The following is a 20,124-nucleotide window of genomic DNA, read 5'->3' on the forward strand; positions in this document are numbered from 1 at the left end:
CGTCGCCCACGGAGCCGATCTGCACGCGGCCCAGGTCCTGACGGGGAAGAACCTCTCGCCGCAGCTGCGCTGGGAGGGGTTCCCCGAGGGGACGAAGAGCTTCGCCGTCACCTGCTTCGACCCTGACGCGCCCACGGGCAGCGGGTTCTGGCACTGGGTCCTCTTCGACCTGCCCGCTTCGGTGACGGAGCTGTCGGCCGGAGCGGGCACCGGGGACTTCACCGGACTGCCGGAGGGGGCCGTGCACGCACGGAACGACTACGGCACGCGGGACTTCGGCGGCGCGGCCCCGCCGCGCGGGGAGCGGCACCGCTACGTGTTCACCGTGTACGCGGTGGACCGGGAGCAGCTCGGCCCCGACGAGGACTCGTCGCCGGCCGTCGTCGGCTTCCATCTGCGGTTCCACGCCCTCGGGCGTGCGCAGCTCGTTGCGGAGTACGAGGCGCCGCTCGCGCGCTGATCGTTTCCCGAGCGTTCGCCCGGTCCTGGTCTAAAGAAGGCCAGGACCGGGCATTTTTATTGCGTTGTCCCGCGTGGCGCGCGCGGCCAGAGTGGTTGCGGGCCCTGCCGCCAGGGTGGTCGCGGGCCTGCACACGGGAGGTGGGCGAGATGCGGGACACGCTGGTGCTGAATGCGAGCTTCGAGCCGCTGTCGACAGTGACGTTGAACCGGGCCGTGGTTCTGGTGCTCCAGGACAAGGCCGTCGTCGAACAGTCGCACCCCGAGCTGCGTGTGCGCGGGGCCACCATGGATCTTCCGATGCCCCGGGTGATCAGGCTCTGCAGGTATGTCCGGGTGCCCTTCCGAAGACATGCTCCCTGGTCGCGGAGGGGGGTGCTGGTCCGGGACCAGCACCGTTGCGCGTACTGCGGGAAGCGCGCGACGACCGTGGACCACGTACTGCCGCGTGCCCAGGGGGGTGGGGACACCTGGCTGAACACGGTGGCGTCCTGCGCCGAGGACAACCACCGCAAGGCGGCCCGGACTCCGGAGGAGGCGGGGATGCCGCTCCTCCGGAAGCCCTACGTGCCGTCGCCGGCGGACGCGATGCTGCTGGCCCTGGGGGTGGCCGGGCGGGAGTCGCTCCCGGAGTGGCTGGAGCGTTCCGCCTGAGCGGATCTCGCGCTTTCGGTGGAGGCAGGTCTCGCTGAGCGGCGTAGTTCTTCTACGTCGCTCAGCTGACGAGCAGTTGGACGATGGCGAGGATGCCGACCGTCACGATGACCGCGCGCAGGACGGTCGGTGAGAGGCGGCGGCCGACCTTGGCGCCGATCTGGCCGCCGATCGTGGACCCCACGGCGATGAGGACGACGGCCGTCCAGTCGAACTCGGCGACGAAGAGGAAGACGACGGCCGCGATGCCGTTCACCAGAGCGGCGATGACGTTCTTGACGGCGTTGATGCGTTGCAGGTCCTCGCGGAGCAGCAGGCCCATCAGGCCGAGGTAGAGCACGCCCTGGGCGGCACCGAAGTAGCCTCCGTACGCGCTGGAGAGCAGCATGCCGCCGAGCAGGGCCGGTCCGCCGTCGGGGTGGCCGGTGTCGCCTCCGGCGGCTTCCTGGCGTCGGCGCAGCGCGGCGGCGAGCCGGGGCTGGAGGACGACGAGGACCAGGGCCAGCGCGATCAGGACGGGCACGATCGTGTCGAAGGACTCGGACGGCAGGGTGAGGAGCAGGAGCGCGCCCGCGAGTCCGCCGATGAGGGACACGGAGCCGAGGCGCAGGATGCGGGCGCGCTGGCCCTGGAGCTCCTTGCGGTAGCCGATGGCTCCGCTGATCGAACCGGGCACCAGGCCGAGCGTGTTGGACACGTTGGCGGTGACCGGGGGCAGTCCGGTGGCGAGCAGCACCGGGAAGGTGATCAGGGTGCCGGAGCCGACGATGGTGTTGATCGTGCCCGCGCCGATGCCGGCGGCGAAGACAGCGAGTGATTCCCAGATGGACATGGACGGTGCCATCCCCTTTGCATGAGTGAGTCGCCTCCCCGCCATGAAGGTCGAGGGGCCTCACTGATCATGCAGGAAGCGACGGCGGGTCAGTCGATGGGGGGCTGCTCCCGGCGTTCCGCGCCGTCCTTGTCCCGCGCGGCCGGGATGCCGCCGCCGTCCTTGCCGGTGCCGCTCGGGTTGAAGCCCGTACCGCCGCCCATGGGGCCGAAGTTGCCCATGGCGCCGGAGAGGCCCTTGAGGGCGTCGCCGATCTCGCTCGGCACGATCCAGAGCTTGTTGGCGTCGCCTTCGGCGATCTTCGGGAGCATCTGGAGGTACTGGTAGGCGAGGAGCTTCTGGTCGGCGTCGCCGGCGTGGATGGACTCGAAGACCGTACGGATGGCCTGGGCCTCACCCTCGGCGCGCAGCGCGGCGGCCTTGGCGTCACCTTCGGCGCGCAGGATGGAGGACTGCTTCTCACCCTCGGCGCGCAGGATCTCGGACTGCCGGACACCTTCGGCCTGGAGGATCGCGGCGCGCTTGTCGCGGTCGGCGCGCATCTGCTTCTCCATCGAGTCCTGGATGGAGGTCGGCGGCTCGATGGCCTTGAGTTCGACGCGGTTGACGCGGATGCCCCACTTGCCGGTGGCCTCGTCGAGGACTCCGCGCAGGGCCGCGTTGATCTCCTCGCGGGAGGTGAGGGTCCGCTCCAGGTCCATGCCGCCGATGATGTTGCGGAGCGTGGTGACGGTGAGCTGCTCGATGGCCTGGATGTAGCTGGCGACCTCGTAGGTCGCGGCCCGTGCGTCGGTCACCTGGTAGTAGATGACGGTGTCGATGTTGACGACCAGGTTGTCCTGGGTGATGACGGGCTGCGGCGGGAACGGAACGACCTGTTCGCGGAGGTCGATCCGGTTGCGGATCGAGTCGATGAACGGGACGACGATGTTGAGGCCCGCGTTGAGGGTGCGGGTGTAGCGGCCGAACCGCTCGACGATGGCGGCGCTGGCCTGCGGGATCACCTGGATCGTCTTGACCAGTGCGATGAAGACCAGAACCACCAGAATGATCAGGACGATGATGATCGGTTGCATGCGGTTCCCCGTGCCCTTCCGGCTGTCTGTGCTGCCCCGTTGATCGGAGTCTCGCAGACCTGGGGGCCGCGAGCAGGCTGCTTCTTCACATCACGACGGCGGTCGCCCCGTCGATCTCCACCACGTCGACGGACTGGCCGGGTTCGAAGCTGGTGTCCGCGTCGAGGGTGCGCGCGGACCAGACCTCGCCGGCGAGCTTGATGCGGCCGCCGCTGCCGTCGACCCGTTCCAGGACGACGGCGGATCTGCCCTTCAACGCGTCGATGCCGCTGCGGTGTTGGGGGCGCTGGGTGCGGTGCCGGTTGGCGATGGGGCGGACGACGGCGATGAGCGCGACCGACACGGTCACGAAGACCAGGACCTGCGCCACCACTCCCCCGCCGACGGCGGCCGTGACGGCGGCCGCGACCGCGCCGACCGCGAACATGCCGAACTCCGGCATGGCGGTCAGGACGAGGGGGATGCCCAGTCCGACCGCGCCGATGAGCCACCACACCCACGCGTCGATGTCCACATGGTCATGGTAGGTCGGGTGGGCGCGGTCGGGACAGGGTGCGGGGACCCGTAAGAGGCGTCCCTAGCCGAGCGGAAGGCCCTGGGCGGTCCAGCGGTCGGTCCCGTTGCGCTCGACGACCAGCGGCAGGCCGAAGCAGAGGGAGAGGTTGCGGGAAGTCAGTTCGAGGTCGATCGGGCCCGCGGTGACGACCTTGCCCTGACGGATCATCAGGACGTGGGTGAAGCCGGGGGCGATCTCCTCGACGTGGTGCGTGACCATGACCATCGACGGTGCGAGCGGGTCGCGGGCCAGGCGACCGAGGCGGCGCACGAGGTCCTCGCGGCCTCCGAGGTCCAGACCGGCGGCGGGCTCGTCGAGGAGCAGCAGCTCGGGGTCGGTCATCAGGGCGCGGGCGATCAGCGTGCGCTTGCGCTCGCCCTCGGAGAGGGTGCCGAACTTGCGGTCGAGGTACTCGGTCATGCCGAGGCGGTCGAGGAAGGCGCGGGCGCGCTGCTCGTCGACGTCCTCGTACTCCTCCTGCCAGGTCGCCGTCATGCCGTAGGCGGCGGTGAGGACGGTCTGCAGGACGGTCTGCCGCTTGGGCAGCTTGTCGGCCATCGCGATGCCGGCGACACCGATGCGGGGGCGCAGCTCGAAGACGTCCACCTTGCCGAGGGTGCTGCCGAGGATGGTGGCAGTGCCCTTGGTGGGGAAGAGGTAGCTGGAGGCGAGGTTCAGCAGTGTGGTCTTGCCGGCGCCGTTGGGGCCGAGGATCACCCAGCGCTCGCCCTCCTTCACCGACCAGGAGACCTGGTCCACCAGAGCCCGGCCCTCGCGGACCACGGATACGTCCACCAGCTCCAGAACATCGCTCATGAGCGTGTTGTCACCCCTTGCAGTCACGGTTCTCTGTGCGCCGGTAGACGCAGCCCCAGAGGAAAACCTACGCCACTCGGAGAGCGGTCCGGGGCCGGGGCCCGGTGCCGGGGCCGATCCGTAAAGTGGGGGGATGCTTTTCGAACCACGTTCAGGGCGCTTGGCCGCCTGGGGGAACGCACTGCTGGCCGGTCTGGTCTCGCCCGACGAGGCCGTGTTGTCGATCGTGGGCGAGGACGCCGTGCACCGGGTGGAGGGGCTGCCGGGTGAGACGGGCCCCGTCGGGCTCACCCTGGCGCTCGGCCGGCTGCGGGCCCTGGGGGTGACCGGGCTGCGGGTGGCGCTGCCCGCGCCGGGGCATCCGCTGGGGCTGAGCGGGCCGCCGGAGTTCAATGCGCGGGCGCTGGAGGCGGAGGAAGCGGTCGTCGCGGTGGGGGCGGCACTGGGTCTGGTGCCGGAGGTGTCCGAGGCCGGGCCGGCCGGGGACGTCCACGTCTCGGTGACCTGGCACGTGCTGCCGGTACGGGAGGCCCCGCCGGCGGACGTGCCCTCGCTGGGCGAGGCGGAACGGGAGCTGGCGGAGGCACTGCGCGAGGCGACCGAGGTGCTCACCCGGCTGGACGTGGCGGGGTCCGGGCCGGTCGCGGAGGCCGCGCTGTCGGCGTACCGGGCACGGGCGGACGCCGGGCGGGACGCGCTGGCGCCGGGATATCCGCCGCGGGCTGTGCGGGTGCTGGCGCTGGCGCAGCGGGTGGACCTGATGGTGTCGCTGGCGTACGAGAACGGGCACGGGGGTGCGGTGGCCGCCTCGGAGATGGCGGCGCGGGCAGAGGCGCTGCGGCCGGTCGAGCGGGTCGCTCGGCGGGCGCTGGTGGCGGCGTACAACGCGGCCGTCGAGGCGCGCGAGCGGGGGTGATCCCCCGGGCGGGTGGATCGGGGGCGGCGCCGCTGCGCGGGCGGCCCCGGCTGCGCCGGGCTTCGTGGGGCTCCGCCCCGCACCCCGTGCCCCGAACGCCCCCGGCCGCCGGTGTGAGGTGCCTTCCTGGCGGGGCTGGGACGGGGGCGGATCAGTGCGGGGGCGTTTGCGTCGTCACGCCGGTCGGGCCGTCGCCGACCGGGACGGTGGACGTCCTGCCCGTTCTGGTGTCGATCACCGACAGGGTGTCCGAGTCGAAGTTGCTGACGTGGACGCTGCAGCCGTCCGGGCCGACGGCGAGGCCGTTGGGGCCGTCGCCCACGGCCACGGTTGCCGTCACGGTGAGGCTGCGGGTGCTGATCACCGACACGTCGTCCGACCCGAGGTCGGCGACGTAGACGCGGCTGCCGTCCGGCAGGATTCCGATGCCCGTGGGCTGGTCCCCGACCGGGACGCGGTCGGTCTCCGTTCGGGCCCGGGTGTCGACCACCGACACGTCGTCCGAGCTCAGGTTGGAGACGTAGAGGTGACGGCCGTCGGGGGCGAGGGCGAGGGCGGTGGGTCCGCCGCCGACGGGGATCGCGGCGGTGACCGCGCCGCTGTCGGTGCGGATCACCGAGACGCTGTCGGAGCCGGCGTTGGCGACGTACAGCGTGCGGGCGTCCGGTGTCACCGCCAGGCCCAGGGGTGCGTCGCCCACGGCGATGGTGTCCGTGACGGTGAGGGTGCGGGGGCTGATCACCGACACGGTGCCCGCGCCGACGTTGGCCACGTAGACGTTCCTGTTGTCCGGGGAGACCGTCACCCGGCTCGGTTCGTGCCCGACCGCGACGGTTTCGACGACCGTCCTGGTGCCGGTGTCGACCACGGACACGGTGTCCGCCGCGGAGTCGGTGACGTAGAGGCGGGAGCCGTCGGGGCTGAGAGCGACGCTGTCGGGCCCGTCCCCCACGGCAATGGTGTCCACGACGGTGCCGGAGCGGGTCTCGACGACCGAGACCGTGTCGGAGTGGAGGTTCGCCACATAGACGTGGCCGGCGGCGTGATCGGGCCTCGCCGGAGGCGTCGCCGCCCGCACCCCGGTCGGGTGCGGCAGTCCCGTCAGGCCCAGTGCCGCGGCGAGCACGACGGCGGCGTATCGGCAGATGTCCCGGTTCCTCGTCATGCGGGCAAAGCTAGGACCGCCGACGGTGCTGCGGGGTGAGGCTCGCGCGCGGGTGCACCGGAACGGCGCCGCTTCCTGGGGAGAGGGGAGGAAGCGGCGCCGCGTGCGGGGTCAGGCCGTGCGGGGGGTCAGGCGTTCACGCCGGTGTTGCCGAAGGCGGGGTTGAGCAGACCGATCACGTTGACCGAGTTGCCGACCACGTTCACGGGGACGTGGACGGGGACCTGGAGCAGGTTCCCGGAGGCCACGCCCGGCGAGTTCAGGGCCTCGCCCTCCGCCGACGCACCGCCGTGCGCCGAGGAGACACCGGCGCCGGCGGCGAGGAGGCCGCCCGCGATCATGGTGACGGCTGCGGCCTTCTTGAAGTTCTTCACGTTCTCGTCCTCCAGTACGTCTGCCGCGACCAGCCGTCGCGGCACGTCCTGGAGAACGGCCGGCCCCCGATCGGGATACGCCATGTGGGCTACATACACCCGACCGTATGAATCTCAGTCCGGAGCGAGACGATCTGATTTTCCTCCGATCAGTCGGCGATTCCGTGCCTGACCGCCCACAATGCGGCCTGGGTCCGATCGGAAAGGTCCAACTTCATCAGGATGTTCGAGACGTGCGTCTTGACCGTCTTCTCGGACAGGACCAGGGCGCGGGCGATCTCGCGGTTGGAGCGGCCGTCGGCGATCAGACCCAGGACCTCGCGTTCGCGGTCGGTCAGCGAGCCGGGCCGGCCCGCCGGGGAGCCCTGCTCTTCCTGGGACAGCAGGGCGAGCGCCACCTCCGGCTGGAGGAGCACGTGGCCCGCGTGGACGGAGCGGATGGCTCCGGCCAGCGCGTCCGGGTCGATGTCCTTGTAGACGTATCCGGCCGCGCCGGCCCGCAGGGCGGGGACCACGGTCCGCTGCTCGGTGAAGCTGGTGACGATCAGCACCCGGGCCGGGTTCGCCAGCTCGCGCAGCCTGCGCAGCGCCTCGATGCCATCGGTGCCCGGCATCTTGATGTCCATCAGGATCACATCGGGCCCCAGCTCCTCGGCGCGGGCGATGCCCTCCTCGCCGTCGGACGCCTCGCCGACCACCTCGATGTCCTCCTGGACCTCCAGGAAGGTGCGCAGGCCCCGCCGGACCACCTGGTGGTCGTCGACCAGCAGTACTCGAATGCCGCTGCCGCTGCGGCCGGTGCTGTCAGCCACCGGGCACCTCCATCTCGATCGTGGTGCCCCGACCGGGCTCCGAGTGCACGGTGAGCCGGCCGCCGACGCCGCTCGCGCGGTCCCGCATGGAGACCAGGCCCAGGTGCCGGCCCGCCCGGCGGACGGTCCGGGGGTCGAAGCCCTTGCCGGTGTCGAGGACCTCGAGGACCGCGCCCCCGGAGGGCGTCCGGGCCAGGGTGACGTCGACGCGGTCGGCTTCGGAGTGGCGCAGGGCGTTGTGCAGGGCCTCCTGGGCGACGCGGAGCAGCGCTTCCTCCTGGGTCGCCGGCAGGGCCCGTACGCCGTCGCAGGTGAAGGTGACGTGCGCGGTGTGGGCGCGGTCGAGTACGTGGACGTGCGTACGGAGGGTGGCGACCAGTCCGTCCTCGTCCAGGGCGGCCGGGCGCAGCTCGGTCACGGCGGCGCGCAGTTCGTCGGCGGCCTCGGCCGCCAGGGCGGCGACCTGCTGGAGCTCGTCCTTGGCCCGGGCGGGGTCGCGGTCGACGAGGGCGGCGGCGGCCTGGGCGGTGAGGCGGAGCGAGAAGAGCTTCTGGCTGACGGCGTCGTGCAGCTCGTGGGCGAGCCGGGAGCGCTCCTCGGCGATGGTGAGCTCGCGGCTTCGTTCGTAGAGATGGGCGTTGGTGAGGGCGATCGCCGCGTGCTGGGCGAGGAGGGACAGGAGTTCCTGGTCCGCGTCGGTGAACCCGTGCGGGCCGCGTTTGTTCGCCAGGAAGAGGGCGCCGAGGGTCTCCTCGCCGTCGCGTACGGGCATGCCGAGGAAGTCGGACATCTCCGGATGGGCGGCCGGCCAGCCCTCGAAGCGCGGGTCCTTGCGTACGTCGGCCAGGCGCTCGGGGCCTCCTTCGTGGAGCATCGCGGCGAGGATGCCGTGCTGGCGGGGCAGCGGGCCGATGAGGCGCCACTGCTCCGCGCTGATGCCGTCCACGACGAACTGGGCGAAGCCGCCGTGGTCGTCCGGGACGCCCAGGGCCGCGTACTCGGCGTCCAGGAGTTCGCGGGCGGACACGACGATCGTGCGCAGGACGTCGCGGACCTCGAGGCGGCGGCTCATGGCGAGCAGTGCGGTGCTCACGGCGGCCAGGCCGCTGGGGGGCCCGCCGTGCGGGGGGCTGGCGGTCATGGGCTCACCGTACCCGCGGCCGTGACCTGCGGGATCGGGCCGTGGACGTAGGTCGAAGGGACCCGTGGGGGTGGGGCCGGTGGCCGACGCGGTGGGGGGTGGGCCGTTCCTAGGTTGGGGGCATCTGCTGATCGGGACGGAAGGCGAGGGTGTTGTCATGTCGGTGGCGATCGTGACGGGGGCGTCCAGGGGACTGGGCCGGGCGCTGGCCGGGGAGCTGGCGGCGCGGGGCTGGGACCTGGTGCTGAGCGCGCGGGGTGCGGCGGCGCTGGCGGAGGCCGCGGCGGGGACGGCGCGGGCGGCGGCCGGGGCGAGGGTGGTGGCGGTGGCCGGGGACGTGTCCTCGGCGGCGCACCGGGCGGCGCTGGTGGCGGCGGCGCGGGAGCTGGGCGGGCTGGATCTGCTGGTGAACAACGCGGGGGTGCTCGGGGCCGAGCCATTGGTGCCGCTGGCGGAGCACGCGCTGGACGGGCTGCGGGAGGCCTTCGAGGTCAACGTGGTGGCCCCGCTGGGGCTGGTCCAGGAGGGGCTGCCGCTGTTGCGGGCGGCGCCGGCCGGGGCGGTGCTGAACATCAGCTCGGACGCGGCGGTGGTGGCGTACGCGACGTGGGGGGCGTACGGGGCGACCAAGGCGGCGGGGGACCTGGTGTCGGCCGTGCTGGCGGTGGAGGAGCCGGAGCTGCGGGTGTGGTGGGCGGATCCGGGGTCGATGCGGACGCGGATGATGGCGGCGGCCGAGCCGGGCGAGGACCTGGCCGGGCTGCCGACGCCGGAGGAGGTGGCTCCGGCGCTGCTGCGGCTGGTGGAGCGGGCGCTGCCGAGCGGGCGGTACACGGCGGGTGAGCTGGGGTTGGATGCGGGCCCGGACACGGCCGAAGGAGCGGGCCCGGAAGCGGCCTCAGGGGCGGGCGCGGACACGGCCTCAGGGGCGGGCGCGGAGGCGGGCGCCGGGGGCGGGCGGTGAGCGGGCATCGGGCCCTGCGGGAGGAGGGTCTATATATAACGGACATACCGCCGCAATTCTTGGCCCGGATTCCGGCCGAGCAACGGGGGCCGGGGCTGGGGCGGGACGCCGTGCGGCTGCTGGTGTCCCAGGGCAGCGATCGGGTGTCGCTGCACGCCTTCCGGGAGCTGCCGGGGCTGCTGCGGGCCGGGGACGTACTGGTGGTGAACACCTCGGCCACGCTGGCGGCCGCCGTGGACGCCCGGCTGGGCAGCGAGGACCTGGTGGTGCACTTCTCGACCCGCGGCGACGACAGCCGCTGGGCGGTGGAGCTGCGCGCCCCGGCCGGAGGTGGGACGACCCGGCCGCGCGCTGGGGGGCCGGCCGGGGCGGTACTGGAACTGCCGGGCGGGTACCGCCTGGCCCTGGAGGAGCCCCTGGCGGCGGGCGCGGACCGGCTGTGGTGGGCGCGCGCCTCCCCCGCGCCGGACGGGGTGCCGGCGCTGCTGCGGACGTACGGGCGGCCGATCCGGTACGCGTACACGGAGCGGGACCAGCCGCTCTCGGCCTACCAGACGGTGTTCGCGGTGCCGGCCGCCGACGGGACGGGCTCGGCGGAGATGCCGAGCGCGGGCCGGCCCTTCACGGCGGAGCTGGTGGCGCGGCTGGTGAGCCGGGGGGTGCAGTTCGCCCCGCTGGTCCTGCACACGGGGGTGGCCTCGCAGGAGGTGCACGAGCCCCCGTACCCGGAGCGGTTCGCGGTGTCCGCCACGACGGCGGGTCTGGTGAACGCCGCCAGGGCCGCCGGAGGGCGGGTCATCGCGGTGGGGACCACGGCGGTACGGGCCTTGGAGTCGGCCGCGGACGCGCGGGGGCGGGTGCGTCCGGCCGCCGGGTGGACCGATCTGGTGGTGACTCCGGAGCGCGGGGTGCGGGTGGTGGACGGACTGCTGACCGGCCTGCACGAGCCGGAGGCGTCCCATCTGCTGATGCTGGAGGCGGTCGCGGGGCGGGCCGCCGTACGGCTCGGGTATGCCGAGGCACTGGCCCGGCACTGCCTCTGGCACGAGTTCGGGGACGTCCATCTGCTACTCAAGGATGAGAGACGTGACCATATGCATTGCGACAGCAACGCACGGTGAAATCGCCACATGTCCGATGTGACCCCGCACATAGGACCCACATCACTTACGAAGCTCCGTAGTGGATGGATAAAGACCCTGTCAGTGCTGTCCCACCTAGCGCCGAGGCCCGAAATCGGGCCTCGGCGCCCGCGCGTGATCCACTAAGCGGGATCGTACGTCACACCTTTGCCACAGGATTTTGCCGCCGCTAAGAATTGCTCCCGTCGCACAGCACCGCGGATCCCCGGATCCACAAAGCGCCTTCCTGCGACTCCCGCTATTCGAAGAGGTTGCCCCGCCATGTCTGCTTCCCGCACTCCCGGTCACAGTCGTCTGACGAAGGCACACAAGCTGTCCATCGCCGGTGTCGCCACGCTGAGCGCCGCCGCCGTCGCCTTCTCCCTCGTCCCGGCCGACGCCGCCGAGGCCCAGACGGTCGCCGCCGCCCCCGTCGCCTGGACCCAGGCCGTCAACGGCGCGCAGACGAAGACGCTGCAGGGCCACCTCTCCGCACAGCAGGTCATCTCCCAGGCGAACGCCAAGGCCGCGGCCAAGATCAAGGCCGACGCCGACGCCAAGGCCAAGGCCGAGGCCGCCGCGAAGAAGGCCCGCGAGACCAAGGCTGCCGCGAGCCGCTCCGCCGCCCGCACCCCGGTCTTCGCGAACAACCTCGACGGCTGGATCAAGGAAGCCCTCTTCATCATGAAGCGGGAGGGCATTCCGGGCACCTACGCCGGAATCCACAAGAACATCATGCGCGAGTCCAGCGGTAACCCGATGGCGATCAACAACTGGGACATCAACGCCCAGAACGGCATCCCCAGCAAGGGTCTGCTCCAGGTCATCTACCCGACCTTCAAGGCGTACCACGTCAAGGGCACCAAGTTCGACCAGTACGACCCGGTCGCCAACATCGTCGCCGCCTGCAACTACGCGGCCGACCGCTACGGCTCCATGGACAACGTCAACAGCGCCTACTAGGCCTCGGCGGATCCACGCTCCCATGCGCCTCAGGGCGGCACCCGGACTTCCGGATGCCGCCCTGAGGCGTTTTGCCGTACCCCTGCGTCCTGCTTACTTGCCCGCGCGCATGACCTCGGGCTCGTGGCGGCGCAGCAGGCGCTGCACCGCGAAGCCGCAGGCGACGCCGAGGAGCACCAGGATGGTGATGTTCAGGCTCCACTGGCCGATCGTGGCGTCCCAGAGCGGGTCGGTGTTGGTCGGGTTCTCCGCGTCCCACGGCGGCATGAGCTTGCCGAGGTTCAGCGTGGTGCCGGCGGCGGCGATGGCCCAGCGGGACGGCATCAGCCAGGCGAACTGCTCCAGGCCCGGGGAGTCGTAGACCTGGAAGAGGATGCCGGTGAAGACGACCTGGACGATCGCGAACATGACCAGCAGCGGCATGGTCTTCTCGGCCGTCTTCACCAGCGAGGAGATCACCAGGCCGAACATCATCGAGGTGAAGCCGAGCGCGATGACCGACAGGCAGATCTCGACGGCCGGCGGCATGATCAGGCCCTCGGCGGGCAGGTCGCGCGGGAAGAAGCCGATCGCGCAGATGATCACGCCCTGGATGGCCGTGATGACGCCGAGGACGATCACCTTCGACATGAGGTACGCGGACCGGTACAGGCCGGTCGCGCGTTCCCGCTCGTAGATGACCCGTTCCTTGATCAGCTCACGGACCGAGTTGGCGGCGCCCGAGAAGCACATGCCGACCGCGAGGATCAGCATGATCGTGCCGGCGTCGCCGTTGAAGCGGGACGGCGCGACGGGCGGCGCGAGGCCGAACTTCGCGGGGATCACCGTGGAGACCACGCCCAGGACCGCGGGCAGGAGCACCATCAGGGCCAGGAAGCCCATGTCGGAGGCGATCACCGAGACGTAGCGGCGGATCAGCGTCCACAGCTGCGAGCCCCAGCCCTGCGGCTTGGTCGGGTGCAGCTGCTGGACCGGGGGCATCGCGACGGACTGCGGGGCGACCGCGTCGATGTCGGCGGCGTACAGCTGGTAGTGCTGGGAGCCCTTCCAGCGGCCGGCCCAGTCGTAGTCCCGGTAGTTCTCGAAGGCCGAGAACACGTCCGCCCACGTGGTGTAGCCGAAGAAGTTCAGCGCCTCGTCCGGCGGGCCGAAGTACGCGACCGAACCGCCCGGGGCCATGACCAGCAGCTTGTCGCAGATGGCCAGCTCGGCGACCGAGTGGGTGACGACCAGGACCGTGCGGCCGTCGTCGGCGAGGCCGCGCAGCAGCTGCATGACGTCGCGGTCCATGCCCGGGTCGAGGCCCGAGGTCGGCTCGTCGAGGAAGATCAGCGAGGGCTTGGTGAGCAGCTCCAGGGCCACGGACACGCGCTTGCGCTGACCACCCGAGAGCGCGGTGATCTTCTTGTCCTTGTGGATGTCGAGCTTGAGCTCGCGCAGCACCTCGTCGATGCGGGCGGCACGCTCGGACTCGGCGGTGTCGCCGGGGAAGCGGAGCTTGGCCGCGTACTTGAGGGCCGTGCTGACCTTCAGCTCCTTGTGCAGGATGTCGTCCTGCGGGACCAGGCCGATGCGCTGGCGGAGCTCCGCGAACTGCTTGTACAGGTTGCGGTTGTCGTAGAGGACGTCGCCCTGGTCGGCGGGCCGGTAGCCGGTCAGCGCCTTGAGCAGGGTGGACTTGCCGGAGCCCGAGGGTCCGATGACGCCGATCAGCGACTTCTCCGGGACGCCGAAGGTGACGTCCTTGAGGATCTGCTTGCCGCCGTCGACGGTGACCGTGAGGTGGCGGGCCGAGAAGGAGACCTCGCCGGTGTCGACGAACTCCTCGAGGCGGTCGCCGACGATCCGGAACGTCGAGTGGCCGACGCCGACGATGTCGTTGGGACCGAGCATCGCGCTGCCGGACTTCGGCAGCGGCTGGCCGTTGACGTAGGTGCCGTTGTGGCTGCCGAGGTCGTGGATCTCGAAGCGGCCACCGGGCATCGAGCGGAACTCGGCGTGGTGGCGGGAGACCTGGAGGTCGGAGACGACCAGCTCGTTCTCCAGCGCACGGCCGATCCGCATGACGTGGCCCAGCGAGAGCTGGTGGAACGTCGTCGGGCTGCGGTCTCCGTAGGCCGGGGCCCCGCCCTGCGCCGGGCGGGGAGCGGCGGCGCCCTGCTGGTGCGGGAGGTGGACCTGCGGCTGCTGCTGCTGCGCGTGCTGCTGCTGTTCCCAGGCCTGGTGCTGGGGCTGCTGCTGCGGGGCCTGATAGGCCGGGGCCTGCGGCTGGGCGTACGCCTGCGCCGGCGCCTGCTGTGCCTGCTGCGCCACGGCCGGCTGCGGCGCGGCCGCGCCGACGGCGCTCAGATTCAGCCGCGGGCCGTCCGTCGCGTTGCCCAGGTGGACCGGCGTGCCGGGCACGAGCTCGGTCTGCTGGACCCTGGCCCCGTGCACATAGGTGCCGTTGGTGCTGCCGTGGTCCTCGATGCCCCAACCCCGGCCGTTCCAGGTGATGGTGGCGTGCCGCCACGACACCCGGGCATCATCGATCACCACGTCTCCCTGGGGGTCGCGCCCCAGCGAGTACGACCTGGACGGATCGAGCGTCCAGGTCCTTCCATTCAATTCCAGTACGAGTTCCGGCACTCCAGCCCCACTTAAGTCCCCCGAGAATCCCCCATGACGTCAGGGAGTCTAGGGATGGCGAACATCCGGGGGAACTATTTCAGGCCTACAGCCGTATGTGGAATCCGGGCCTTGCCGGGGCGTCTACGCCTGCCCGTTGACGGGGGCGAAAGTCACCCGGAGAGTGAGATACGGGACTTCTCGCCCGGTGGTCCCGTCGCGTACCGCTCGGTAGGCATCGGGGGTTCAGCGTATGCGCCGCATCCGTTGGGGGGACGTGCTGCTGTCCGCCGTCGCCACCGTGGGCTGGTCCCTGATCGTGATGGCGGGGGTGGCCGGACTCGGGCTGCACCTGCTGGGCGCCGACGCCCCCGGCGCCGCGGAGGGCTCCCTCGGGCCGATGACGGCCGCCACGGTGGTCCTCGCGGTCGGTGGAACCGTGACCCCCTCGGGCGACGTCTCGGTCCTCGGAGCCACCGGCGCGGGCGCCGAAAGCTCCCTGGACGTCATGCCCTTGGGGGTGTCGCTGGCCGGGGCGCTGGTCCTGGCGTCGTTGTTCCTGCGTACCCTCCGGGCCGGGGCGGGGCACGGGGAGACGGCGGCCAGGGTGACGGTCCTCGGGACGCTGTTCGTCGCGACGGCGGGCGCGCTGGCGTGGGCCGGGCACGACGTGGTCACCCTCGACGGGACGCTGCCGCTGCCGAAGACTCCCGCGAAGGTCGAGATCCCGGGGATCGGGGACATCGGCGGGCTGCTCCCGGACCGCATCGGGGACCTGATCGGGACCCGGACGCGGGTGGGGTTCTCGGTGGAGCCAGCGCCGACCCTGCTGGGCGCGGGGGTGTGGGTGCTCGCGGTACTGGCGCTGGCGCTGCTGGTCTCGCGGCGCGGGCCGGCCGGGGCGGCCCGGCTGCGCCCGGCGGCCTCGGCGGTGGTGGCGATGGCGCTGGTCGCGGTGGCGGCCGGGTGGGCCGCGGCCGGATGGGCGGCGCTGGGCGACGAACAGCCGCGGCGGGTGCTGGGCGGAGCGCTGCTGGGGGCGCCGAACGGGAGCTGGCTGGGGGTGCTGCTGGGACTGTTCGTGCCGGTGCGCGGCCGGGTCACTGGGGCTCCGGCCCGGCTGCTGCCCGATCCGCTGGACGACCTGCTGGCGGTGTCCGCGCGGGAGCCGGTGACGGTGGCCCGCCTCGGGGAGTACGACGAGCGGGTCTGGCTGCTGGTCGCGGGGGCCGCCCTGCTGCTGCTCTACGCGGGCGTGCTGGCGGCCGTACGGACACCGGGGCGCGGGATCCTGGGGTGCGCGGCACGGCTGTCGGCGTGCACCGGGGTGGCCCTGGCGGTACTGGTGTGGCTGACGGGTTTCTCGGCGGACGCCTCGCTCGCGGTGCTGGGTGTGGACGCGGTGGACGCGGGGGTGGAGCTGCGGGGGGACGCCGGGTACGCGCTGCTGCTGGGCGCGCTCTGGGGGGCGGTGGCCGGAGCGGCGGGTGCGCTGCTGACCCGTCGGCGCCGGGCTGCCCTGCCGGGTCACCCCGGCGCGCCGGGGCCCGTGCCGGGGTGGCCCGACCCCCGGGCGCCGACGGCGGCGTACCCCGGGGCCGTGCCGTACGGCGGGCCCGTGCGCGGCCCGCGGCCCGGAGCGGGCGGGGAGGTGGACGGCTCCTGGGACGTGACCGTGACCGGCGTACCGCCCTGGGCGCCCGGGCCACCGAGAGCGCCCCGCCGGGAGCCCTTCACTCCCCCTCCCCCGCCGGGAGCCCCGCCCCCGCCGAAGCCGCCGAGGCCGCCGGCGCCACCGGCGCCTCCGCGGTGAGGCCCCGCGACCGCCGCGCCGGGGAGGCCGCCGGGTCGGCGCGACCGTTCAAGAGGTGGGACGGGGGTCCTGGGGTCCGGGTCGGGAAGATACGGTGAGGGCACCATGAGCGCATCGCAGACCTCCGACGTCCCCACCCTCCTCGTCAAGATCTTCGGCAAGGACCGTCCCGGGATCACCGCCGGGCTGTTCGACACCCTCGCCGCCTACTCCGTCGACGTCGTCGACATCGAGCAGGTCGTCACCCGTGGCCGCATCGTCCTGTGCGCCCTCGTCACCAAGCCCGCCGGCGGAGCCGAGGGCGACCTGCGGGCCACCGTCCACAGCTGGGCCGAATCCCTCAGGATGCAGGCCGAGATCCTCTCCGGTACCGGTGACAACCGGCCGCGCGGCAGCGGCCGCTCGCACGTCACCGTGCTCGGGCACCCGCTCACCGCCGAGTCCACCGCCGCGATCGCCGCGGAGATCACCGGGGCCGGCGCCAACATCGACCGTATCTTCCGACTCGCCAAGTACCCGGTGACGGCGGTGGAGTTCGCCGTCTCCGGGGTCGAGACGGAGCCGCTGCGCACCGCACTGGCCACCGCCTCCTCGCACATCGGCGTGGACGTGGCCGTGGTCTCGGCCGGACTGCACCGCCGGGCCCAGCGCCTGGTCGTCATGGACGTGGACTCGACCCTCATCCAGGACGAGGTCATCGAGCTGTTCGCGGCGCACGCGGGCTGCGAGGCCGAGGTCGCCGAGGTCACCGAGCGGGCCATGCGCGGCGAGCTGGACTTCGAGCAGTCGCTGCACGCCCGGGTGGCGCTGCTCGCGGGCCTGGACGCGTCCGTCGTGGACAAGGTCCGCGCGGAGGTGCAGCTGACCCCGGGCGCGCGGACGCTGATCCGCACGCTCAAGCGGCTCGGCTACCAGGTGGGTGTGGTCTCCGGCGGCTTCACCCAGGTGACGGACGATCTGCGGGAGCGGCTGGGGCTGGACTTCGCCTCCGCCAACACCCTGGAGATCGTCGACGGGAAGCTGACGGGCAAGGTCACCGGGGAGATCGTGGACCGGGCGGGCAAGGCCCGGCTGCTGCGACGCTTCGCCGCGGAGGCCGACGTACCGCTGTCCCAGACGGTGGCCATCGGCGACGGTGCCAACGACCTGGACATGCTGAACGCCGCCGGGCTGGGTGTGGCCTTCAACGCCAAGCCGGTGGTCCGCGAGGCCGCGCACACCGCGGTGAACGTGCCCTTCCTCGACGCGGTGCTGTATCTGCTCGGCATCACCCGCGAGGAGATCGAGGCCGCCGACCTGGCCTGACTCCCGGCCCCGACGGAAGCGAACGGGCCCCGGCAGCCGATGCGGCTGCCGGGGCCCTTCGGTTGCCGGGGCCGTTCGGTGTCCTGGGACCGCGGGTCAGAGGCCCTTGGGGGTCCAGTAGTCGAGCAGGGTGCCCACGCCGTGTTCCACGGACTTCCACGATCCGGTGAAGGAGACCACGGCGAGCGCAGCGGTCGGGAAACCCGTACGGGTCATGCGCGTGAGGGTGTCGCCCTCCGCGCGCCCCGAGAGGGCGTCGGCGAGGGCGTGCATGCCGGGGTTGTGCCCGATGACGAGGAGGTCGGAGACCTCGTCGGAGGTCTCGTTGAGCAGGGCGATGAGCTCGCCCAGGGAGGCGTCGTAGAGCCTCTCCTCGTAGTGGGTCTTCGGCCGGTGCGGCATTTCCTGGACGGCGAGCTTCCAGGTCTCGCGGGTCCGGGCGGCGGTGGAGCACAGGGCCAGGTCGAAGACGATGCCGGTTTCGGCGAGCTTCAGACCGACGGCCGGCGCGTCCTTGCGGCCTCGTTCCGCGAGCGGACGATCGTGGTCGGACACCTCGGGCCAGTCGGCCTTGGCGTGCCGGAGGAGGGCGATCCTGCGGGGTGTGTCGGCGCTCATGACTCCCAGCTTCGCATGAAACGAGGCACGGGGCGCAGGGCGTTGAGGGGCTCACCCCGGGGGAAGGGGCGCGCGGGAGGTCAGCCGACGGCGCGCAGGAGCTGCTCGGCGACCTGGACGAGGCCCGAGACCTCCCCGGTGGCCGCGTGGGCCTCACCGGAGCCCGCGAGGAGCAGCAGCAGGAGCCCGAAGGCGAGGGCGGGCAGGGCCAGTGCCCACCAGTGCAGCCGGGTGCTCGGCGCGGTGGCGCGGGGGCGGGGACGGGGACGGGAGGGGCCCGGCGGAAGGGGGCCGATGTGCGTGGGGGCCGACATGGCCGCCTCCGTGGGTGTGGACCGGACTGACTCGCTGCCTACGAATCTATGGATCCGGGGCGGTGGTTCCCATCCGGGGCACACCCCACTTCACCCTGAGGCCGACCCCCTAGGGGGTGGTGGGGCCAGCCCTACCTTGCGCCCCGGAGGGCCGGGCTCACGGGGAGGCGATCGTGGCGATGACGGAGATGATCACGGTGACGGCGAGGAACGCGCCGAGCACGAGGCCGAGCTTCTTGCGGCCGTTCTGCGGGTTCGGTTCAAGTACGGGCGTCATGCCGGTCAGTCTCCCATGCCGCATTCGTCCTCGATCGTGCGGTCCCGTCCGGCGAGGACGCCCAGCGCGATCTGCGGTACGAGCAGTCCGGCCATCAGGGCGAGCGGCAGGTCCCAGCCGCCGCTGTGCTGGTAGAGGGTGCCGATGAGGAGGGGGCCGGGGATGGAGATGAGGTAGCCGGTGCTCTGGGCGAAGGCGGAGAGCCTGACCACGCCGGCCGGGGACTTGGCGCGCAGCCCGATGAGGGTGATGACGAGGGGGAAGGCGCAGTTGGAGATGCCGAGCAGGAGTGCCCAGGCCCAGGCTCCGGCGGCGGGGGCGAAGTAGAGGCCGAGGTAGCCGGTGAGGCCGAAGACGCCGAGGGTGACGGCGATGGCGCCCTGGTTCTTCATCCGGGCGGCGAGGCCGGGTATGACGAAGGCGAGCGGGACGCCCATGACCATGGTGACGGCGAGGAGCAGGCCGGCCGTGGAGGCGGAGACCCCGGCGTCGCGGAAGATCTGCGGGAGCCAGCCCATGGTGATGTACGCGCCGGTGGCCTGGAGGCCGAAGTAGCAGGCGAGGGCCCAGGCGGTACGGCTGCGCACGACGCGGGGGCCGGCCGCGGAGGCGACGGGGCCGGTGGCGGCACCGGCCCGCTCGGCGCGCCGGGAGGCGCGGGCGACGGGCAGCCAGGGCAGTACGGCGAGCAGGGCGAGCACGGCCCAGATCAGCAGGCCGGTGCGCCAGCTGCCGCCGAGGGCGCCGGTCAGGGGGACGGTCGCGGCGGCGGCGAGCGAGGTGCCGGCGGCCAGGGACATGGAGTACAGGCCGGTCATGGTGCCGACCCGGTCCGGGAAGTAGCGCTTGACGATCACCGGGAGCAGCACGTTGGTGAGGGCTATGCCGGCGAGCGACAGGGCGCTGGCGGCGAGGAAGCCGGCGGCGCCGGTCGCGAAGGGGCGTATCAGCAGGCCGGTGGCGACCGCGGCCATGCCGGCGCAGACGACGGCGGCCGGGCCGAAGCGGCGGGAGAGCCGGGGTGCGGTGACGCCGAAGACGGCGAAGCAGAGGGCGGGGACGGAGGTGATCAGTCCGGCGACGGTGCCGCTCATGCCGAGGCCCGTCCGGGTCTCCTCGAAGAGGGCCCCGAGGCTGGTGATGGCGGGCCGCAGGTTGAGGGCGGCCAGCACGATTCCGACGATGAGCACCGGGCCGAGCCAGGTCGGGGCGGCCTGGTCGGGAGCGGGAAGGTGCTGGTCAGGGGCGGTGCGCACGACCGGCGGGCGGTTCATGGTCCGGATTTCTTCGTCGGGCATTCAACCATCATAGAATCATGGGATGATTGGTTGTCCAATCGCT

The 20,124-nt window shown here is 72.3% G+C and carries 21 protein-coding genes (1 of these 21 only partly in view); 8 read left to right on the forward strand and 13 right to left on the reverse strand.

What is annotated here, in order from left to right; translation table 11 throughout:
* Positions 1-460: the 3' portion of a YbhB/YbcL family Raf kinase inhibitor-like protein gene (locus tag ACXNSR_RS09715; RefSeq protein ID WP_458641695.1), read on the forward strand. The gene continues 77 nt to the left of window position 1, outside the view; 460 of the gene's 537 nt are visible here — the last part of the coding sequence; its start codon lies beyond the left edge, outside the window; its stop codon occupies positions 458-460.
* A gap of 149 nt (positions 461-609) precedes the next feature.
* A complete protein-coding gene (locus ACXNSR_RS09720; protein ID WP_458641696.1) occupies positions 610-1,113 on the forward strand; it encodes an HNH endonuclease in 504 nt (167 codons plus the stop codon).
* Between the two features lie 61 nt (positions 1,114-1,174).
* On the opposite strand, the gene ACXNSR_RS09725 is transcribed toward ACXNSR_RS09720, so the two are convergent.
* From ACXNSR_RS09725 to ACXNSR_RS09740, 4 genes are all read right to left on the reverse strand, one after another.
* Positions 1,175-1,945 carry a sulfite exporter TauE/SafE family protein gene (locus ACXNSR_RS09725; RefSeq protein ID WP_266598102.1) on the reverse strand — a complete coding sequence of 257 codons (771 nt, stop codon included), beginning with the start codon at positions 1,943-1,945 and terminating at the stop codon, positions 1,175-1,177.
* Positions 1,946-2,034: 89 nt separating this feature from the next.
* On the reverse strand, positions 2,035-3,021 hold the full coding sequence (locus ACXNSR_RS09730; RefSeq protein ID WP_458641697.1) for an SPFH domain-containing protein: 987 nt from the start codon (positions 3,019-3,021) through the stop codon (positions 2,035-2,037).
* A gap of 85 nt (positions 3,022-3,106) precedes the next feature.
* Positions 3,107-3,535, reverse strand: coding sequence for an NfeD family protein (locus ACXNSR_RS09735; RefSeq protein ID WP_458641698.1), 429 nt, complete (start codon positions 3,533-3,535; stop codon positions 3,107-3,109).
* 63 nt (positions 3,536-3,598) lie between these two features.
* Positions 3,599-4,393: an ABC transporter ATP-binding protein gene (locus ACXNSR_RS09740; RefSeq protein WP_030010491.1), complete on the reverse strand. Its 795-nt coding sequence runs from the start codon at positions 4,391-4,393 to the stop codon at positions 3,599-3,601.
* Between the two features lie 133 nt (positions 4,394-4,526).
* Between ACXNSR_RS09740 and ACXNSR_RS09745 the strand changes: the two genes are divergently transcribed.
* The gene (locus ACXNSR_RS09745) at positions 4,527-5,309 is read left to right on the forward strand and encodes a hypothetical protein (protein ID WP_458641699.1); all 783 of its coding nucleotides are present in this window, start codon (positions 4,527-4,529) and stop codon (positions 5,307-5,309) included.
* A 151-nt stretch (positions 5,310-5,460) separates the two neighbouring features.
* Here ACXNSR_RS09745 and ACXNSR_RS09750 read toward each other — a convergent pair whose 3' ends face one another.
* The 4 genes from ACXNSR_RS09750 to ACXNSR_RS09765 form a co-directional block, all read right to left on the reverse strand.
* Positions 5,461-6,474, reverse strand: coding sequence for a YVTN family beta-propeller repeat protein (locus ACXNSR_RS09750; RefSeq protein ID WP_458641700.1), 1,014 nt, complete (start codon positions 6,472-6,474; stop codon positions 5,461-5,463).
* Positions 6,475-6,602: 128 nt separating this feature from the next.
* Positions 6,603-6,848, reverse strand: a complete 246-nt coding sequence (locus ACXNSR_RS09755) for a chaplin (protein ID WP_329108064.1) — start codon at positions 6,846-6,848, stop codon at positions 6,603-6,605.
* 149 nt (positions 6,849-6,997) lie between these two features.
* Positions 6,998-7,660: a response regulator gene (locus ACXNSR_RS09760; protein WP_458641701.1), complete on the reverse strand. Its 663-nt coding sequence runs from the start codon at positions 7,658-7,660 to the stop codon at positions 6,998-7,000.
* A complete protein-coding gene (locus ACXNSR_RS09765; RefSeq protein WP_458641702.1) occupies positions 7,653-8,801 on the reverse strand; it encodes a GAF domain-containing sensor histidine kinase in 1,149 nt (382 codons plus the stop codon). The genes ACXNSR_RS09760 and ACXNSR_RS09765 overlap by 8 nt, the downstream gene beginning before the upstream one ends.
* A 157-nt stretch (positions 8,802-8,958) precedes the next feature.
* On the opposite strand from ACXNSR_RS09765, the gene ACXNSR_RS09770 reads away from it, so the two are divergent.
* The 3 genes from ACXNSR_RS09770 (at position 8,959) to ACXNSR_RS09780 (ending at position 11,849) form a co-directional block, all read left to right on the forward strand.
* The gene (locus ACXNSR_RS09770; protein ID WP_458641703.1) at positions 8,959-9,765 is read left to right on the forward strand and encodes an SDR family NAD(P)-dependent oxidoreductase; all 807 of its coding nucleotides are present in this window, start codon (positions 8,959-8,961) and stop codon (positions 9,763-9,765) included.
* 59 nt (positions 9,766-9,824) lie between these two features.
* Complete coding sequence (locus tag ACXNSR_RS09775; protein WP_458641704.1) at positions 9,825-10,886, forward strand: S-adenosylmethionine:tRNA ribosyltransferase-isomerase; 1,062 nt, start codon at positions 9,825-9,827, stop codon at positions 10,884-10,886.
* A 282-nt stretch (positions 10,887-11,168) separates the two neighbouring features.
* Positions 11,169-11,849 (forward strand): transglycosylase SLT domain-containing protein, encoded by a 681-nt coding sequence (locus tag ACXNSR_RS09780; protein WP_458641705.1) that lies wholly within the window; start codon positions 11,169-11,171, stop codon positions 11,847-11,849.
* Positions 11,850-11,942: 93 nt separating this feature from the next.
* On the opposite strand, the gene ACXNSR_RS09785 is transcribed toward ACXNSR_RS09780, so the two are convergent.
* Positions 11,943-14,477, reverse strand: a complete 2,535-nt coding sequence (locus ACXNSR_RS09785; protein WP_458641706.1) for an ABC transporter ATP-binding protein/permease — start codon at positions 14,475-14,477, stop codon at positions 11,943-11,945.
* A gap of 232 nt (positions 14,478-14,709) precedes the next feature.
* On the opposite strand from ACXNSR_RS09785, the gene ACXNSR_RS09790 reads away from it, so the two are divergent.
* Both ACXNSR_RS09790 and serB read left to right on the forward strand, forming a co-directional pair.
* The gene (locus tag ACXNSR_RS09790; RefSeq protein WP_458641707.1) at positions 14,710-16,269 is read left to right on the forward strand and encodes a streptophobe family protein; all 1,560 of its coding nucleotides are present in this window, start codon (positions 14,710-14,712) and stop codon (positions 16,267-16,269) included.
* A gap of 105 nt (positions 16,270-16,374) precedes the next feature.
* On the forward strand, positions 16,375-17,574 hold the full coding sequence (gene serB / locus ACXNSR_RS09795) for a phosphoserine phosphatase SerB (protein WP_458641708.1): 1,200 nt from the start codon (positions 16,375-16,377) through the stop codon (positions 17,572-17,574).
* A gap of 96 nt (positions 17,575-17,670) precedes the next feature.
* Here serB and ACXNSR_RS09800 read toward each other — a convergent pair whose 3' ends face one another.
* From ACXNSR_RS09800 to ACXNSR_RS09815, 4 genes are all read right to left on the reverse strand, one after another.
* Positions 17,671-18,192: a SixA phosphatase family protein gene (locus ACXNSR_RS09800; RefSeq protein ID WP_030720119.1), complete on the reverse strand. Its 522-nt coding sequence runs from the start codon at positions 18,190-18,192 to the stop codon at positions 17,671-17,673.
* An 80-nt stretch (positions 18,193-18,272) separates the two neighbouring features.
* The gene (locus ACXNSR_RS09805; protein WP_458641709.1) at positions 18,273-18,506 is read right to left on the reverse strand and encodes a hypothetical protein; all 234 of its coding nucleotides are present in this window, start codon (positions 18,504-18,506) and stop codon (positions 18,273-18,275) included.
* A 157-nt stretch (positions 18,507-18,663) separates the two neighbouring features.
* Positions 18,664-18,783, reverse strand: coding sequence for an SGM_5486 family transporter-associated protein (locus ACXNSR_RS09810; RefSeq protein WP_266598082.1), 120 nt, complete (start codon positions 18,781-18,783; stop codon positions 18,664-18,666).
* 5 nt (positions 18,784-18,788) lie between these two features.
* Positions 18,789-20,081, reverse strand: coding sequence for a CynX/NimT family MFS transporter (locus ACXNSR_RS09815; RefSeq protein ID WP_458641710.1), 1,293 nt, complete (start codon positions 20,079-20,081; stop codon positions 18,789-18,791).
* Positions 20,082-20,124 lie beyond the last annotated feature (43 nt).

Source organism: Streptomyces sp. NC-S4 (assembly GCF_054353315.1).

Excerpts from the sequence above, each read along its gene's own strand:
- ACXNSR_RS09720 (WP_458641696.1), top strand. The coding sequence starts at position 610 with ATGCGGGACACGCTGGTGCTGAATGCGAGCTTCGAGCCGCTGTCGACA.
- ACXNSR_RS09725 (WP_266598102.1), bottom strand. The coding sequence starts at position 1,945 with ATGTCCATCTGGGAATCACTCGCTGTCTTCGCCGCCGGCATCGGCGCG.
- ACXNSR_RS09730 (WP_458641697.1), bottom strand. The coding sequence starts at position 3,021 with ATGCAACCGATCATCATCGTCCTGATCATTCTGGTGGTTCTGGTCTTC.
- ACXNSR_RS09740 (WP_030010491.1), bottom strand. The coding sequence starts at position 4,393 with ATGAGCGATGTTCTGGAGCTGGTGGACGTATCCGTGGTCCGCGAGGGC.
- ACXNSR_RS09745 (WP_458641699.1), top strand. The coding sequence starts at position 4,527 with ATGCTTTTCGAACCACGTTCAGGGCGCTTGGCCGCCTGGGGGAACGCA.
- ACXNSR_RS09750 (WP_458641700.1), bottom strand. The coding sequence starts at position 6,474 with ATGACGAGGAACCGGGACATCTGCCGATACGCCGCCGTCGTGCTCGCC.
- ACXNSR_RS09765 (WP_458641702.1), bottom strand. The coding sequence starts at position 8,801 with ATGACCGCCAGCCCCCCGCACGGCGGGCCCCCCAGCGGCCTGGCCGCC.
- ACXNSR_RS09770 (WP_458641703.1), top strand. The coding sequence starts at position 8,959 with ATGTCGGTGGCGATCGTGACGGGGGCGTCCAGGGGACTGGGCCGGGCG.
- ACXNSR_RS09780 (WP_458641705.1), top strand. The coding sequence starts at position 11,169 with ATGTCTGCTTCCCGCACTCCCGGTCACAGTCGTCTGACGAAGGCACAC.
- ACXNSR_RS09790 (WP_458641707.1), top strand. The coding sequence starts at position 14,710 with ATGCGCCGCATCCGTTGGGGGGACGTGCTGCTGTCCGCCGTCGCCACC.
- serB (WP_458641708.1), top strand. The coding sequence starts at position 16,375 with ATGAGCGCATCGCAGACCTCCGACGTCCCCACCCTCCTCGTCAAGATC.
- ACXNSR_RS09800 (WP_030720119.1), bottom strand. The coding sequence starts at position 18,192 with ATGAGCGCCGACACACCCCGCAGGATCGCCCTCCTCCGGCACGCCAAG.
- ACXNSR_RS09805 (WP_458641709.1), bottom strand. The coding sequence starts at position 18,506 with ATGTCGGCCCCCACGCACATCGGCCCCCTTCCGCCGGGCCCCTCCCGT.
- ACXNSR_RS09810 (WP_266598082.1), bottom strand. The coding sequence starts at position 18,783 with ATGACGCCCGTACTTGAACCGAACCCGCAGAACGGCCGCAAGAAGCTC.
- ACXNSR_RS09815 (WP_458641710.1), bottom strand. The coding sequence starts at position 20,081 with ATGCCCGACGAAGAAATCCGGACCATGAACCGCCCGCCGGTCGTGCGC.